Genomic DNA, 16563 nt, shown 5'->3' on the forward strand with positions numbered 1-16563 from the left:
GCTATGTGCAGACGGTCGGCCAGGCCGGCTACGGCATCACCGGCACCTCCGGCGCCGACCAGACCGGGCTCGACTTCGACAACTTCAAGCTGTTCGAGATCTCGGGCACCAAATATGAGGACGTCAACGGCGACGACGGCACGAACGGCGTCGGGGCCGACGACAAGGCCTGGGCCGGTGTCACCATCTTCATCGACGCCAACAACAACCAAACGTTGGACGGCGGCGAGCTGTCGACGACGACGGACGCCAACGGCTTCTGGCAGTTCACGGGGCTCGACGCCAGCTATGCCGGCGACAAGGTCTACGAGGTCCTGCCGGGCGGCTCGGTGCAGACGCTGGGCAATGCCGGCTACGCCATCACCGGCACCTCGGGCACCAACCAGGACAATCTCGACTTCGCCAACTTCAAGTTCTTCTCGATCTCGGGCACGAAGTATGAGGACCTGACGGGCGACGGCAAGACGGCGGACGACATTCCATGGTCGCACGATCCTGTGACGATCTACATCGACGAGAACGGCAACCACGTGTTTGACGCCGGCGAGCTTTCGACGACGACCGGGGCCGGCGGCGCCTGGTCGATCGGCGGTCTGACGCTGGCGGATGTGGGCAAGAATATCTACGAAGTGGTGCCGGCCGGCTCCCAGCAGACCGGCATCCTCGTGCAGACGGTCGACAATCCCGGCAGCGGCGGCATCGACACCGGCAACGACTTCACCAACTTCCTGCCCCCGCCGGGCCAGGGCTTGACGCCGGGCTTCTGGAAGAACCACCTGGATATCTTGAACCAAGAGTTGGGCGAGTTCCATTCGGGCTGGACCTCCAACACCTCTTTTGAGACCATCTTCGGTTTCCAAGACCTGACGAAGATCCCCGGAACGCCCTCGATCGCGGATGCGTTGGGGGCCAAGGGTGGTGGCGTGCATCACCTCGAACGCTCGTCGGCGGCGGCGTTTCTCTCCGCTGCCGTCACTGCAGTGCCCGACGGCCCCGGCGGTAAACCGGAGCTCAATTTCAGTTTCTCCGCAGCGACCAGTCCGGACCCAGCGATCATCGCTATTCTCAATCAGATCGACGGGAACCACGACCACACGCTCCAACCGGGCGAGGTCACTGCCGCAGTGCGGGACGTCCTTAACGACACCGGCGCCCCAACCTCCAACTTCGGTCTGACCGGTCAACCGGGGCTCGAGGATATCGCCAACGCCTTCGACGCGATGAACAACCAGGCGCATCCGGACGCCAGCGTCTTCCTCGTTTGACGAGCTGTGCGCAAATCTCGTGATCGGGGGCATCTTGCCCCCGATCGTTCGGTCACACAACGCAACCAAAACATCTGGCCGCGCCCGATCAAGGGCGATCCCGCGCGGCCATGGCGCGTCTGACGCAGACTGGAAAGGTGCGTCAGGTCGAACAGCCCACGCAACAACCTTCCTGGCGCAACAAAAAAGCGGGGCGCGAGCCGCACTCCTTTTCGGCTGTTCCGGCCCAGGAGCAGCGCCCTAAGTCTTCGCGACCGGCCTGTACTCCATCGCCACCACGCCGTTGTCGAACGGCATGGCCGAGACTAGTTCGAGCGCGACCGGCGCGTCGGACGGAAACAGCTGCTTGCCCCGGCTGGCGGCGCCCGGATAGACGAGCAGCCTCACGCGGTCGACCAGCCCGGCACCGAGAAGCTGGCGGGCCACGCTCAGGCTGCCATGCACATAGATGTTGCCGCCGGCCTGTTGCTTCAGCCGGGCGACGGCTTCGGGCAGGGGGCCATCGAGGATCTCGGCCGGCTCCCAGTCGACCGTCTCGAGGCTGGTCGAGGCGACGTATTTCGGCAGCGCGTTGAAGCGATCGGCGAAGTCGCCGGTTTCCGATGGCCAATGGCCGGCAAATATCTCGTAGGTGACGCGTCCGAGAAGCATGGCGCCGCTGTCGGCAAGCTCATCCTCCTTGAACTTGTTCATCGCGTCGTTCCAGGCAACGTTGGGCAGTTGCTCATGCTCGGCGATGCCGTCGACGGTGATGAATTCGGTGACGATCAATTCCCGCATTGCGTCCTCCACATCTGACCGAATGCCATATTAAATTAAGTCGAATATCGAAAAACCTGTCCTAGCTGGACTAAGCACTTCATATCAGGCTGTATCAGCTCCGACGTATTTCCAACCAATGCATTGCAGAAGACCATGGCATTTGGGGTTTTCATTCACCGCACGGATTCAATTTACGACGACAGCCCCGCCGAGCAGTACCAGTTCCCGCGCCAGTATCTGCGCCGCGTCGAAGCCTGCGTCGGCGACTGGATCGTTTACTACGAGCCCAGCAAGGTGAACGATACCCGTGGCTATTTCGCCATGGCCAAGGTCCAGCAGGTCATTCCAGACCCCGCAGCGCCTGGCATGTACCTCGCCCTGATCGAGCCTGGAACCTACCTCGATTTCGTCAATCCTGTTCCATTCAATGGGGCCGATGGTCGGGTCGAACGGGGTCTGCTCAATGACGAGGGCAGAATATCGGGCCGCGCCCAATCCGCCGTCCGCCCGCTTAGCCCTGCCGACTTCAACCGCATCATCGATCTGGCTTTCGAAGCGAGCGAGGTGGTGCTGCCGCGCGTCGATGAAATCGGCGTTGGCCTTCAGGAAGAGCAGGCGCCGTTTCAGTTTGAGCAGAGCCGTGACCGCGCGAGCTACATCGGATCGCGGATCGTGCGAGATCGAATTTTTCGCCGCATCGTCTTGCGCGCCTACGACGAGCGCTGCGCGATCACGGGGCTGAAGCTGATCAACGGCGGCGGCCGGGCCGAGGTGTCCGCCGCCCATATTCGACCGGTCGAGGCGAACGGGCCGGACATCGTCAACAATGGGCTCGCTCTGTCGGGCACGGCGCATTGGATGTTCGATCGCGGATTGATCAGCCTGTCCGACGATCTGGAAATCCTGGTTTCGCGGCAGGTCAACGACTTGGACAGCGTTCAGGGATTCATCAACAAAACGCGCCGGGCGCTTTCCCCTGTGCGACCGTCTCAACGCCCACATCCGCGCTTCTTGCAATGGCATCGGGAGCACTGTTTTAAGCAGTGAGATAGGGCTCCGCTTAGGAAAACGTCGATATCGTTTGCTGTCGACCTACAGGCGCGTCAGGCAGGGCCGCCTCTCTTAGAACTCAGCTGTCCGCCATCGCTGAACAGACGTCTTGCGGAGACGGTAGTTGAGAGATAGTGGCGTTGATGGCGCGGGTTAACCCCTTGCCAACCCCGCTACATTCCCCTAGTCTCCCGCCTGAGAAAACCTTTTCCCAAATCGCCCGGCACGTGCTGACCTCATCCGTCGTCACCGCGCAGGGCGGTAAGGGAAAACCTTTTCCCAGCTAAGGAATCCGCCGCGCCCATGTCCGCAGATGCCGAGCCAGCGCCAGTTTCCGCCAAGCCGCCGGTCACGCTGCGCGAGGTGGCGGCGGTGGCGGGCGTCAGCGTCGCGACGGCGTCGAAGGCGTTGAACGGGCAGGGGCGGATGACGGCGGAGACGCGCGAGCGCATCCGCGAGACTGCGCGGCTGCTTGGCTTCCGGCCGAACAGCCTGGCGCAGAGCCTGCTCAGAAAACGCTCCTTCACCGTCGGCCTGCTCACCAACGACACCTATGGCCGCTTCTCGCTGCCGCTGATGGCCGGCGTTTCTGATGCGCTGGTCGACAAAGGCGTGTCGGTGTTCCTGTGCAATGTCGAGGACGACACGCGGCTCGGCCAGCTGCATGTCGAGGCCATGCTCGACAAGCGCGTCGACGGCATCATCGCCACGGGAAAACGCATCGACCGCCATCTGCCCGTCGATCTGTCGAACCTGCGCGTGCCCGTCGTCTATGCCTTCACCCAGCCGGATCCCGGCGCGGTCGGCCTCGTCTCCGACGATGCCGGCGGCGCCCGGCTCGCGGTCGAGCATTTCTGCCGGCTCGGGCGCCGCCGCATCGCCCATGTCAGCGGCCCCGCGAGCTTCGCGGTGGTGCACGCGCGGGCGCAAGCCCACCGCGATGTTCTCGAGGAGACCGGCCTGCCGGCCAGCGAGCCGCTGCTCGGGGCCTGGTCGGAAGCCTGGGGCCATGAGGCGGTCGCAAGACTGTTCGGCAAGGCGGGCAGGGAAGGGTGGCCGGATGCCGTCTTCTGCGGCAACGACCAGATCGCTCGCGGCGTCATCGATGCGCTGCGCGAGCGCGGCATCGATGTTCCCCGCGATGTCGGCGTCATCGGCTTCGACAATTGGGAGATCGTGGCCGAGGCGACGCGCCCGCCGCTCACCTCGGTCGACATGAACCTGGCAGCGCTGGGCCGCGAGGCCGGGCTCGCTTTGCTTTCGCTCGTGGGCGGCCAGCCGGCCGCGCCGGGCATCAGGAAACTGCCGTGCCGGTTGGTGGTGCGTCAGTCATGCGGAAGTCCGCCGGAATGAAGCAACAAGGCTTGCGCGCGCCCGGATCCGCCGGGCGGCGTGGCCGAAACAGGGAGGAGAACCATGAGGAGGAATAGAATGAAAACCATGCTTGCCAAGCTGGCGCTTGCCGCGGCCGTCATCGGCGGCGGCTTGCAGGCGGCGTCCGCCGAGACCGCCAACATCTGGGTGCGCGCCGACGGCTCGAATTACATGCCGCGCATCGTCGACGCCTTCAACAAGGCGCATAAGGACCAGATCAAGCTCGACATCATTCCCAACGCCGAGATCATCCCGAAATATGGCGCTGCGGCGGCCGGCGGCACCGCGCCCGACGCGCTTTCGCTCGACCTGATCTACACGCCGTCCTTCGCCGCCGGCGGTCAGCTCGAGGACATCACCGACTGGGCGAAATCCTTGCCCTATTTTGCCAGCTTGTCGCCGGCGCACGTGAAGACCGGCACCTACAAGGACCGCATCTACGGCCTGCCGTTCTCGGCCGACGCCTCGGTGCTGATCTGGAACAAGAAGCTGTTCAAGCAGGCAGGCCTCGACCCCGAGAAGGGACCGACCAACTGGGCCGAGATAGAGGCCGACGCCGAGAAGGTCAACGCGCTCGGCGGCGACATCAAGGGCTTCTACTTCTCCGGCAATTGCGGCGGCTGCAACATCTTCACCTTCACGCCGCTGATCTGGGCCTCGGGCGGCGACATCCTGTCAGAGGACGGCTCGAAGGCCACGCTCGATAGCCCGCAACTGCGCGGCGCGATCGACCTCTACCGCTCGATGGTCAAGAAGGGAATGGTGCCCGAGGGCGCGCAGACCGACACCGGCGCCAACTTCTTCGCGGCATTCGCCGGCGGCAATATCGGTATCTCGCCGTCCGGCGCCTTCGCCATCGGCGCGCTCAACACGCAATATCCCAATGTCGACTATGGCATCACCTTCCTGCCGGGCAAGGACGGCGGCTGGTCGTCCTTTGCCGGCGGCGACAATTTCGTCGTCACCAAGGGCACCAAGAAGATCGCGGTGGTGAAGGAGTTTCTGGACTTCGCCTATTCGCTGGAGGGCCAGACGATCCTTGCCAAATACGGCAGCCTGCCGGTGCGCAACGACATCGCCAAGGACGCCTTGAAGGATCTCGATCCGCGCTATCAGGTGGCGGCCGAGGCGATGGCCAAGGGCAAGACCCCCTATTCGGTGGTGTTCAACGACCTGATCAATTCCGCCAACGGGCCGTGGACGCAGATGGTCAACGAGGTGTTCTTCGGCGACGATGTCGACGGCGCCATCAAGAATGCGCAGGACACCATGCAATCGATCATCGACCAGGCGCCGAACAAGTAACACCAGGGCCAGCCGGCGGCGAGGATCGCGCAATGCCTCGCCGCCCAAAGCTCTGACCGGCCGCCCGCCCCTCTCCCTGGCCGGGCGGCCGCCCTTACCTCCCCCTTGAGGGGAGGTCGGACCGCAGGTCCGGGAGGGGTCGCCTGCGAACTGCTCGACGCTATTTTTCGTCGGCGCGTGTCGCGGAGGACCCCACCCCCGGCCTGCGGCCGGACCCTCCCCTCAAGGGGGGAGGGGGACGTCGCGGCCGCCACGGACACGAGGAAGAAACCTGGATGGCGTCTATTACAGTGGCTTCAGCACCCGCACGCACCCGAACCCGGACCGGCGTCGGCCGCCGGCAATGGATCGGCTTGCTCTATGTCGCGCCGGCCGTGGCGCTGGTCGTAGTGTTCTTCGTCATCCCGCTCGGCATGACGGCGTGGATGTCGCTCAACAACTGGCCGCTGATGGGCGAACATTCCTTCGTCGGTCTCGACAATTACGCTGCGATCCTGCACGACACGCGCTTCTGGAACGCGCTGAAATTCACCTTCTACTATACGGTGGTCGTCACCATCGCGATCTTCGCCGTCGCCTTTCCCTTGGCGATCTTCATCGAAAGGCCGCGCCCGCTCACCAATCTCTACCGCACCGCCTTCTTCATGCCGGCGGTGGTGGGCTTTGCCTCGGCGAGCCTGCTGTGGTCGTGGTTGTTGAACGTCGATTCCGGCCTGTTCAGCCCGGCCGCCTTCGACCTTGGCCTGACCGAAAAGAAGGTCAATCTTCTGGCCACCTTCCAGCCGGCCTTCTGGTCGATCATCGCCATGGTGGTGTGGAAGGTCGCCGGCTTCACCATGATCATCCTGATGACCGGCCTGCAATCGATTCCTCAGGACCTGCAGGAGGCCGCCGTCATCGACGGGGCAGGACCGTTCGCCCGCTTCAGGTTGATCACGCTGCCCTTGATGCGCCGCACGCTCGCGCTGGCGCTGATCCTGTCGGTCGCTGGCTCGATCCTCGCCTTCGACCAGTTCTACATCATCCTGCGCGGCGGCCCGCGCAACCAGACGCTGACGGCGGTCTACTGGATCTTCAACCAGTCCTTCGTGTCCTTCAAGCTGGGCTACGGCGCCGCACTTTCCATGGTGCTGCTGGTCATCCTGGTGGCGCTCAGCCTCATACAGCTCTGGCTGCTGCGCAAGCCCGAGGGGCTCGACTGATGGCCGAGGCGATGTCGCAAAACCGCAAGGCGGCCTTCAGCCTCGCCAGGCACTCCACCGGCATCATCGCCTCGATACTGTTCCTGGCGCCGATCGTGTGGACGGTGCTGTCGACCTTCAAGCCGGCGCAGGAAGCGCGCCAGCCGCCGCTGCCGCCCTGGCCGACCACCGGCTTTTCGATCGAGAATTATGAGACGCTGAACTCCTTCGGCGACGGGCTCTGGGCCTCGGCGCAAAACAGCATCTACGTCTCGGTCATGACGGTGATCCTGTCGGTGCTGGTCAGCGTGCTGGCCGGCTACGGCTTCTCGCGCTTCCGCTTTCCATTCAGGGATTTCTTCTTCGTCCTCATCCTGTCGACGATCATGATCCCGTTCCAATCGATCCTGACGCCGATCTTCCTGGTGCTGACCAAGCTCGGACTGCACAACACGCTGACCGGGCTGGTCTGCGTTTACGTCACGCTGCAGCTGCCGTTCTCGATCTTCATGATGCGCAACGCCTTCGACGCCGTGCCGCGCGAGATCGAGGAGGCCGCGCGCATGGACGGCGCCAGCAACGTCACCATGCTCGTCAAGGTGATGCTGCCGCTGGTCTGGCCGGGCGTCGTAACCATCGCGCTGTTCGCTTTCCTCGGCGCCTGGAACGAGTTCCTGGCAGCGCTCGTGTTGATGACCGACCAGTCCAAATTCACCCTGCCGGTGATGATGACGGCGCTTCAGTCCGGCCGCTTCGGTGCTATCGACTGGGGCGCCGTGCAGGCTGGCGTGACCGTGATGATGGTGCCGTGCCTGATCCTGTTCCTGGCGCTGCAGCGCTTCTACATCCGCGGCCTCATGGCCGGGGCCGTCAAGTAATTCGAATGGAGTGACGCCATGACCGCATCGCAGCCCGCCACCTCGACAGAGGCCGAAAAGACCGGAACCAGGCCGCAACTCGCCTTCTGGCCGCTTCCCGTGCCGCAGGTCGATGTCCGCGGCTTCTGGGGCGACCGTGTCGACGCGGTGGCCGCGAAGACCGCCGGCATTCTGTACGACCGCTGCGTCGAGGCGCGCATGCTGGAGCAGATCGATCCGGACCGGCCGTCGCCCGGCGTCGTCATTCCCTTCCATTCGCCGTCGCCCGACGAGGCGGACGGGCAGGGCGCCGAGTTCACCGGCTCGACGGTGACGACGCAGATGTTCTGGGACTCCGACTGGGGCAAGACCATCGAGACCGCCGCCTATTCGCTGTACCGGCGCCGCAACCCGGAGCTGGAAAAGAAGATCGACGCCGTCATCGACCTGTACGGCAAGCTGCAGCAGCCGGACGGCTACCTTTCGAGTTGGTACCAGCGCATCCAGCCCGGACTGCGCTGGACCAATCTGCGCGACTGCCACGAGCTCTACTGCGCCGGCCATCTGATCGAGGGCGCCGTCGCCTATTACCAGGCAACGGGAAAACGCAAGCTGCTCGACATCATGTGTCGCTACGCCGATCACATCGCCTCGATGTTCGGACCCGAGCCCGGCAAAAGGAAGGGCTATTGCGGCCACGAGGAGATCGAACTGGCGCTGGTCAAGCTGGCTCGAGCGACGGGCGAGAAGAAGTACATGGAGCTGGCAAAGTATTTCATCGACCAGCGCGGCCGTGAGCCGCACTACTTCGACGAGGAGGCGCGCGCCCGCGGCGCCGACCCGAAAGCCTATCATTTCAAGACTTACGAGTACAACCAGTCGCACAAGCCGGTGCGCGAGCAGGACAAGGTCGTCGGCCATGCGGTCAGGGCGATGTATCTCTATTCCGGCATGGCCGACATCGCCACCGAATATGGCGACGACACGCTGAAGGTCGCGCTCGAGCGGTTGTGGAACGATCTCACGACCAAGAGCCTCTATGTCACCGGCGGCCTCGGGCCGTCGGCGCACAATGAAGGCTTCACCAGCGACTACGACCTGCCCAATGAAACCGCCTATGCCGAGACCTGCGCCTCGGTCGGCCTGGTGTTCTGGGCAAGCCGCATGCTTGGCATGGGGCCGAATGCCCGCTACGCCGACATGATGGAGCGGGCGCTCTACAACGGCTCGATCTCGGGCCTGTCGCTCGACGGCTCGCTGTTCTTCTACGAGAACCCGCTGGAAAGCCGTGGCGGCCATCATCGCTGGAAATGGCACCGCTGCCCCTGCTGCCCGCCCAATATCGGCCGCATGGTGGCCTCGATCGGCAGCTATTTCTACGGCCTCGCCGACGACGCGCTGGCCGTGCATCTCTATGGCGACTCGACGGCGCGCTTCGAGATCGCCGGCCGGCCCGTCAGCCTCGTCCAGACCAGCAACTATCCTTGGGACGGCGCGATCGCGATCGAGGTCGAGGCCGAGGCGCCTGTGGAATTCACGCTTCACCTGCGCGTTCCCGCCTGGTGCCGCAAGGCAGCGCTTCGGGTGAACGGCAAGATGGTCGATCTCGATTCCGCGACCGTCGATGGCTACGCCGCGATCCGCCGCGAATGGCGCCAGGGCGACAGGGTCGAGCTCGATCTCGAAATGTCGATGGCGCGCCTCTTCGCCAACCCGAATGTGCGTCAGGACATCGGCCGCGTCGCGCTCGCCCGTGGCCCGCTGATCTACTGCGTCGAGGAGACCGACAATGGCGGCGGGCTGCATCGCATCGCCCTGCCGCGCACGGCCAGGCTCGAGGCGCATCCCGAGCCGAACCTGCTCGGCGGCGTCGTCACGCTTTCGGCCATCGGCAGCCGGACCGGAGCGGAGAACTGGGGCGCCGATCTCTATCGCCCCGAGCCGCCGGCGACGGAAGAGACGAAGCTCAAGGCCGTTCCCTATTTCGCGTGGGACAATCGCGATCCCGGCGAGATGCTGGTGTGGCTGAGGGAGGGATGAGCGGCGAGGCTTCGTTGCGGCGCGCGCGGTGCAAGACACCGGCGGCACGTCATGATCGAGCGCGGCCGCTCAGCCCTATTGAATGTCGGCAACCATCGGCGCGGGCAGCTCTCCTGCGCCAGCATGTACCTCGACATTCATGCTGACCTCGGTCACCAGCTTACGGCGAAGGGCGGTGACGTAATCGTGCGGGCCCTTTGGCGACATCACGAAGGCTTGGGAGCCGCCGATGACGGATTGCGCAAAATAGGATGCCAGCGGTTGCTTGGGATCCTCGTCGTCCGCAGGAATGGCAATCGCGTTGATCGTGTATCCCTTGGCGATGGCGTTCTGCCGGCTCGGCTGAACGGGAAGCCCGTCATTGTTCTCGCCATTGGAAGAGATGTCGATCACCTTTTTCATCGCATTTCCCGGGAACTGATCGAGCAGTAGGCTGCCGACGTCGATTGCAGCCGAGACCGATGTGCCGCTCCGGCCTACGCGACGATAGCCGGTATCGCCTTTGTTTCTGATCACCGAAGCGGCCGCCTTCGCATCGTCCAGCCCGCAGATGCGTGTCCAAGGCAGCACGGTGCGTGAGTGGCCGGGGCTCGACCATTCGAAATAGGCGACACCGATGCAGCCGAGGTAATTCTGGGAGATGGCGCTGATGATCTCTGGCGATGTGAGTGCCGCGGCATGCCCTTCGCGTTGCATGTCGGCGATCTTGGGATCGATCGAGGAGGAGAAGTCCACGGCAAACACGACCGCGACGTCGACGTTCAGCGCCGTGCCATCGATGTCCGTGGCATTAGCGCTCGGTGCCCAGAGCGCCGAGGCGGCGAGAGCTGCCACTCCCAGCAAGAAAAGGGCACGCTTTTCCAGCCGGGCATCAATCCGGTAGCCCGGTTTACCGTTAAGGCATTCGAACATTCTACCCTCCATCTCAACCACAGGCCGGTTCCCGCTGGCGGACGAGCACGGCGCGTTATCGGCAAGGATCATGGAATGCCTCCTCGCCTGCGGGATTGGCGGTTGCGGGACTTCCCCAGCCGGCTGCTGCACTTCCCAGGGCGCGGACTCCCGCGTCGGAAGCGCCGACGTCGGGTCGCAAGGCGAGGCGCACTGGCGATCGAGACGCCATCGCGACCGACAGAATTGAAGCCAGGATGATGGCCGCGCCCAGCGCGCCGACGACCGTTTGTTGCTCGCCGAGGAAGATCGCCGCGCCGAGGGCGCCGAAGACGCTTTCGGCGCTCACGATCACGGCGGCATGGCTGGCCGACGTGAAGCGCAGGGCGGCAATCTGTATGCCGAAGGCGACCGCCGTGGAGAACACCCCGAGCACCACCAGTTCGGGGCCAGCCTCGGAAGCCGCGGTGAATGACAGGTTGCCTCGCATGGCGCCAAGCGGAAGGGCGAGCGCGGCGACGGCGAGGAATTGCGCGGCCGCGGCCGTGAAGGGACGGGCATGGACCTGCATGTGCCGTCCGAGCTCGACCGTCCAGAGCGCATAGCAGCCGGCCGACAAGAGGGCGGTGAGATCGCTGCCGCTGAGACCGGCGACGCCGCCTGAAAGAAACAGGCAGCCGACGACCGTCGATCCGGCGGCAAGGATGAGACCGGTCGTCGGACGCTCGCCCATGAGCATCCAGGCGGCCAGCGGCGTTATCACCGTTGCCGTGCTGATCAGGAAGCTTGCATTGGTGACGGTGGCGCCGAGATAGCAGAGCTGCTGCAGCACGATGGAGACGGCAAACAGCGCGACCACTCGGGCCAGGCTGGAAGAATGGCCGGCGCCGGCGGGAAGTCGCCTTTCCGTCAAGACGAAGGGCAGCACAAGCAGCCCGCCGATGAGACAGCGCAGGCCAACGGCGCTCAGCGCATCGAGATGGGTAAGCACCGTTTTTTGCGCCACATTCCCGAGGCCCCACAGAGCGGCGGCAAACAAGAGCAGCAAGTTGGCTGTGAGCCTCGACATTCACCGCACCCCTCAGCCAGCAACCTGTGATTGGTTCAGCTGGCGCTAATTCAGCGAAGACTAAACTGCGTCCGTCACTGCAGCGCTTGGGTGCGCGGCTCCAGAGTATGCGAAGCGTTAGTTTTGAGTTAGGATTCCGTTATGCCGGAAAGTCGCTACGCAAATGCGAAATGGGGATAACCTTGCTGCCGGATCCATCTCACTGTTCGGCGGCTTCCAGATTGCAAGGGAAAATGGCGGGCCGGTCTGGCTGACCGGGAAGCGTGGTCCTGCGATCCTCGCCTATCTCGCGCGCTGTCCGGGTATGGCGGCAACACGCGAGAGGCTGGCCGACCTGCTTTGGAGCGAGAGCGACAGCGAGCACTCGCGCAACAGCCTGCGCCAGACCCTGAGCGTCCTGCGCCGCGATCTGGCGGGAGCGGGCTTGGACATCATCCGTTCCGGGCGAGAACTGATCGGCCTTAAGCACGACGCCGTTCGGGTCGATGTGGAGGATTTCGAAACGGGTCTTTCGGCCCGTTCCGCGCAAGAGCTCGAAACAGCTCTTTCACTCTATACAGGGCCTTTTCTCGACGGCCTCTACCTGGGGAGCAATGCATTCGACGATTGGGCCGCCGCGGAACGCGAAAGGCTGCTGGGCCGCGCGCTTGGGTCGTTCGAAAGGCTTGCTCGTCTCGTGGACGCTGAAGCTGGAGTTGCCCTGGCCGATCGAATTCTGGCCATGGAACCGACGCGAGAGGAATCCTATCGGCTGAAGATGGAATTGCTCGTTGCCTGCGGCCAGCGAGACAGGGCGTTGCGAACATTCGAGGCCTGCAGAAACGTATTGAAGAAGGAGCTTGGCGTCGACGTCAGCCCGGAGACCCGAGCCTTCTGGCAATCCCTGCAGTCCGCGCCGGGCAAGTCATCAAATATGCAGCCGGCAAATGGAGTCCCGGCTGGCCAGCGCTTCGGGCGCCCAACCATCAGTGTCGGCGATTTCGTCAACCTGACGGGAAAGCGGGGCGACGACTTTTTTGCACGGGGGCTCGTCCACGACATCACCACGGCGCTCTCCGAGGTGGCAGACTACGTCGTGCTCTCCGCGATCCCTCCAATGGATAAGAACAGCCCAGGCGAAGAGGCCAGAACGCCGGGACTGGTTCGGGCGCGCTATGTGCTTAGCGGCAGTATACAGAGGTCCGGCGATGGGTTGAGGGTGAACGTCCAGCTTGTCGACGCCGCTGGCGGCCACAATGTCTGGGCCCAGAAGTTCGACAGTCACTCCGAGAACACGCTCGAGGTCCAGGACAGGATCGCGCAGTCGGTTGTCCTGGCCGTCAGCCTCGAGCTTCAACTGACCAACTGGAAAGTCCGCGACAAGAGCCCGCCCGGTTCCCCTGAAGTGCGCAGGTTGGTGAACGAAGCTCTCATGAAGTATTTCGAGATGACCAGGCACTCGCTGCTGGCTGGGGTAGAGCTTGCCGTGAAGGCCCTTGCGATCGCCCCCGAGAACGCGCGTGCAAAACGGACGCTGTCGATCCTTACATCCATGGGCGTGGCTTTTGGCGCCTTGCCTCGGGACCAGGGGCAAATCGAGTATGCGCTCGAGCTTGCGGAAGCCGCGGTGAGGGCGGTGCCCGACGACGAGATTGCCCGCTGCATCCTGTCATTTGCTCTCGAGAGTTCAGGCCGTATCGACGAGGCGATCGCCGAATGCCAATACGCGATCAGCCTCAACCCGAGCTACCCGAGCGGCCATGGCGATATTTCGATGCTCTTCGCGTTGCGCGGACAAGTCAGCGAAGCGTTGCGCGAGGCCAATGAAGCGATCCGGCTCGGAACGCATGACGTGATCGACTTCTGGCGTCACCACGGCCTGGTCGTGGCGCTGTTCGCCGGCGGAGACGATCGCCGAGCGCTCGAAGTCGCCCGCAGGGTGGTCAGGACCAAGCCCGGCTTCGTCCGCGGCGCCCTCTATTGGGCGGCCGCGGCTTCGGCCACCGGAAACAATGAAGAAGCCTCGCGCGCGATCCACCATTGCCTGTCGCAACTTCCACATCTCAACCTGGGCAATGTCTGCCCGGGGTTCATGCCGCGCTATGTACAGGACGATCATCACGACCGCTTCCTGAAAATGCTGTCGAGAGCAGGCCTTCCGAGTTCCTAGGGCGTTTCACCGTTTCACGGAAACGGCGAATTGCTCTATCTCTTTGTTTTGACGCAATTCCTGACGGAAAACCGTGTCACCCTTTTCCTGGAATTGCTCTAGGCCAGCCCTTTCTACAAATGCACGAAGGCCGTCAGCGGCAGGTGGTCGGAGGCGACCCGCGATAGCGGCGTGTCATGCGCCTCGACGCCTGAGACCAGGTCGTGCCGGTTCCCCATGATGCGGTCGAGCGCCAGCACCGGCAGGCCGGATGGGAAAGTGGGCACTGCCGGCGGCGTCGGGCCGAAGGTCGTGTGCAGCGTGTTGAGCGCCGAGCGGTTGCCAAGCCGCCATTCGTTGAGGTCGCCGAGCAGCAGCGTCGGCCTTTCGTCCGCGCTGCTCATGATGTCGTGCACGACGCGGGCCTGCTCTGAGCGAGAGCGGCGCAGCAGGCCGAGATGGGCGGCAATGACACGCAGGCTCCGTTTCTCGTCGAGATCGATTTCGGCGACGAGCGCCCCGCGCGGCTCCAGTCCCGGCAGCTTGATCTGATGGACGTCGCGCACCGTGCCGCGCTTGAACAGCAGCACATTGCCGCGCCAGCCATGCCCCTTGCCGTTTCCCGCGACCGGCACCGGCACCAGTCCCGTCTCCAGTTCCAGGCGGGCAAGGTCGAGCAGCCCGGCCCTGTCGCCGAAACGGTTGTCGGCCTCCTGCAGCGCGATCACGTCAGGGCTGATTTCGCGGATGACGCGCGCCGTCCGTTCCGGATCGAACTTGCGGTCGGTGCCGACGCATTTGTGGACGTTGTAGGAGGCAACGACGATTTCGGCGTCTCTGACGCGCTTGCGCGGCGTCGCCTTCGCCTTGCGCGCGCTTCTGCTGCGGATCGAGAGCAGCACGGTCTCCGGGAGGCTGCGTCCTTTGATGTCTTCTATCTCCATGATCCCGATGCTCGATTTCCTGCTCTAAAGATAGGGCGATCCCAGCCACAGCAAACGGTCGAAGACGCGGATTATGAAGGTCCTCGCCTTCAGCGTCTGCAGCGTCACCGGCTGGGCGGTGGAGATGGCGGCCTCGATGCGGGCGTCGATCTCGGCGGCGAAGTTTTGATCCAGGACTTCCATGTCGATCTCGAAATTCAGCCTCAGCGAACGGGCGTCCAGATTGGAGGAGCCGACATAGGCCCACACCCCGTCGATCGCCATCAGCTTCGAATGGTCGAACGCGCCTTCATGGCGCCAGACACGGCAATAGTGCTTCAAAACCTGGTCGAATTGCGCCGTCATCGCATGATCGACGAGGAAGAGGTTGTTCACCGCCGGCACGACGATGTCGATTTCGACGCCGCGGCGGCCTGCCGTGGTCAGCGCGCTGATGAATTCCCGGTCCGGCAGGAAATAGGGCGACATGATGCGGATCGATTTGCGGGCTACGGAGAACGCCCCCATCAGCAGCTTGAGATTGGTTTCGTTGAACGCATCCGGCCCGGTCGCCACCGCGCGCACCAGCATCGGCTGCCCGGGCGCCGGTGCTGCCCGCTCGACCTGCCAGGGCCCATCCTTCAAGGTCTCGTTGCCGGCAAAGCGCCAATCCTCGGCGGCAACCGAGAACAGATCGGCCACCACTGGCCCGGTGACCTCGAAATGCGTGTCGCGCGAACTTTCGGAACCGGCGAATTCGGCGGAGAATCCCTTGCGGATGTTCATGCCTCCCGTGAACGCCACGGTGCCGTCGACGACCAGGATCTTCCTGTGGGTCCTGAGATTGGCATAGGGAAGTCTCAGGCCCATGACGATGTTGCCGTTGAAGAGATCGACGGTGACGTCGGCTTCCCTGAGTTGTTTGAGCACGCTGGGTACCGAGTAGCGAACGCCGACGGCGTCGATCAGCACGCGCACGGTGACGCCGCGCTTGACGGCGTTGCCGAGCGACTGGACGAAAAGCGCTCCGACCGCGTCATTGTCGAAAATATAGGTTTCCAGAAGCACGCTTCGCTGCGCTGCGTCGATCGCCCGGCACATCGCCGTATAGGCCTCGTCGCCGCTCTGGAGCACCGCGATGGTGTTTCCCGAGGTGAGCGAACGCCGCGTCACCCTGTCGCCAAGCGTCTTCAGCCCGGTGAAACGCTGGCCGTATTCGGCATTGATCAGGGCTTCCAGGGCGACGTCGCGGTCGTGCCTGGCGGCGGCCGCCTCGCCGGAGACGGGACGCATGGCGCTGATCGTGGCGCGGCGGATGCGATTGATGCCGGCAATGGCGTAGATGATCGCGCCGAGGAAGGGCGAGAGCAGCATCACGCCCACCCAGCCGGTGGCAGCGCGCACGTCTTCCTTCGTCATGATGGCGTGGACCATGCCGACCGCCGCCATCGCCAGCGACAGGAGAAGGATAAGCGTGGACCAGTGACTCGCGATCGCCTCGAACATCGGCCCGACTATTGTGCGAGCCGTTGCGGAAGGCAATGCGGCGGTTCGGTCCCGCTTCCCAGGCATGGATCGAGACCACCATCGATGGCTCGGCAGCGAAGAGAGGGGAGCACCGAACGCGGCGGCTTCCTGATCGCGGCGATACCGTCTCGGATCGTGGCCGTGCAGCGCGACCTCACCGGCAGCTTCCATGCCGGTAGCTGCGTCTGGCC

The 16563-nt window shown here is 64.0% G+C and carries 13 protein-coding genes; 8 read left to right on the top strand and 5 right to left on the bottom strand.

The features are described from left to right. The coding region (locus F3H96_RS30805) for a hypothetical protein (RefSeq protein WP_210248191.1) at positions 1-1265 on the top strand (1265 nt) is incomplete at its 5' end. A gap of 240 nt (positions 1266-1505) precedes the next feature. Here F3H96_RS30805 and F3H96_RS29575 read toward each other — a convergent pair. Then, complete coding sequence (locus F3H96_RS29575) at positions 1506-2045, bottom strand: dihydrofolate reductase family protein (RefSeq protein WP_149805175.1); 540 nt, start codon at positions 2043-2045, stop codon at positions 1506-1508. A 135-nt stretch (positions 2046-2180) separates the two neighbouring features. Here F3H96_RS29575 and F3H96_RS29580 point away from each other — a divergent pair, with 135 nt between their 5' ends. The 6 genes from F3H96_RS29580 to F3H96_RS29605 all read left to right on the top strand — a co-directional run bounded on the left by F3H96_RS29580 (position 2181) and on the right by F3H96_RS29605 (position 9834). After that, positions 2181-3074: an HNH endonuclease gene (locus F3H96_RS29580; protein WP_149805176.1), complete on the top strand. Its 894-nt coding sequence runs from the start codon at positions 2181-2183 to the stop codon at positions 3072-3074. A 306-nt stretch (positions 3075-3380) separates the two neighbouring features. After that, complete coding sequence (locus F3H96_RS29585; protein WP_149805177.1) at positions 3381-4430, top strand: LacI family DNA-binding transcriptional regulator; 1050 nt, start codon at positions 3381-3383, stop codon at positions 4428-4430. Between the two features lie 78 nt (positions 4431-4508). Continuing rightward, positions 4509-5756, top strand: a complete 1248-nt coding sequence (locus F3H96_RS29590) for a sugar ABC transporter substrate-binding protein (RefSeq protein WP_149805178.1) — start codon at positions 4509-4511, stop codon at positions 5754-5756. Between the two features lie 275 nt (positions 5757-6031). Beyond that, positions 6032-6958: a sugar ABC transporter permease gene (locus F3H96_RS29595; protein WP_149805179.1), complete on the top strand. Its 927-nt coding sequence runs from the start codon at positions 6032-6034 to the stop codon at positions 6956-6958. Then, positions 6958-7815 (top strand): carbohydrate ABC transporter permease, encoded by an 858-nt coding sequence (locus tag F3H96_RS29600; RefSeq protein ID WP_149805180.1) that lies wholly within the window; start codon positions 6958-6960, stop codon positions 7813-7815. The genes F3H96_RS29595 and F3H96_RS29600 overlap by 1 nt, the downstream gene beginning before the upstream one ends. A gap of 18 nt (positions 7816-7833) precedes the next feature. Beyond that, a complete protein-coding gene (locus F3H96_RS29605; RefSeq protein ID WP_149805181.1) occupies positions 7834-9834 on the top strand; it encodes a glycoside hydrolase family 127 protein in 2001 nt (666 codons plus the stop codon). A gap of 75 nt (positions 9835-9909) precedes the next feature. Here the strand turns inward: F3H96_RS29605 and F3H96_RS29610 are convergent, their stop codons facing one another. Beyond that, positions 9910-10818, bottom strand: coding sequence for a DUF1194 domain-containing protein (locus F3H96_RS29610; protein WP_348530102.1), 909 nt, complete (start codon positions 10816-10818; stop codon positions 9910-9912). Further along, entirely contained in the window at positions 10802-11794 is a 993-nt protein-coding gene (locus F3H96_RS29615) for a DMT family transporter (protein ID WP_149805182.1), read from the bottom strand. The genes F3H96_RS29610 and F3H96_RS29615 overlap by 17 nt, the downstream gene beginning before the upstream one ends. Before the next feature lie 163 nt (positions 11795-11957). Between F3H96_RS29615 and F3H96_RS29620 the strand changes: the two genes are divergently transcribed. Next, positions 11958-13943 carry a BTAD domain-containing putative transcriptional regulator gene (locus tag F3H96_RS29620; protein WP_149805183.1) on the top strand — a complete coding sequence of 662 codons (1986 nt, stop codon included), beginning with the start codon at positions 11958-11960 and terminating at the stop codon, positions 13941-13943. Between the two features lie 113 nt (positions 13944-14056). Here the strand turns inward: F3H96_RS29620 and F3H96_RS29625 are convergent, their stop codons facing one another. Both F3H96_RS29625 and F3H96_RS29630 read right to left on the bottom strand, forming a co-directional pair. After that, entirely contained in the window at positions 14057-14866 is an 810-nt protein-coding gene (locus tag F3H96_RS29625) for an endonuclease/exonuclease/phosphatase family protein (RefSeq protein WP_188131591.1), read from the bottom strand. 24 nt (positions 14867-14890) lie between these two features. Then, the gene (locus tag F3H96_RS29630; protein ID WP_149805184.1) at positions 14891-16351 is read right to left on the bottom strand and encodes a phospholipase D-like domain-containing protein; all 1461 of its coding nucleotides are present in this window, start codon (positions 16349-16351) and stop codon (positions 14891-14893) included. Positions 16352-16563 lie beyond the last annotated feature (212 nt).

The organism is Mesorhizobium sp. NFR06 (assembly GCF_900115245.1).
In the GTDB taxonomy this organism is placed as follows: domain Bacteria; phylum Pseudomonadota; class Alphaproteobacteria; order Rhizobiales; family Rhizobiaceae; genus Mesorhizobium.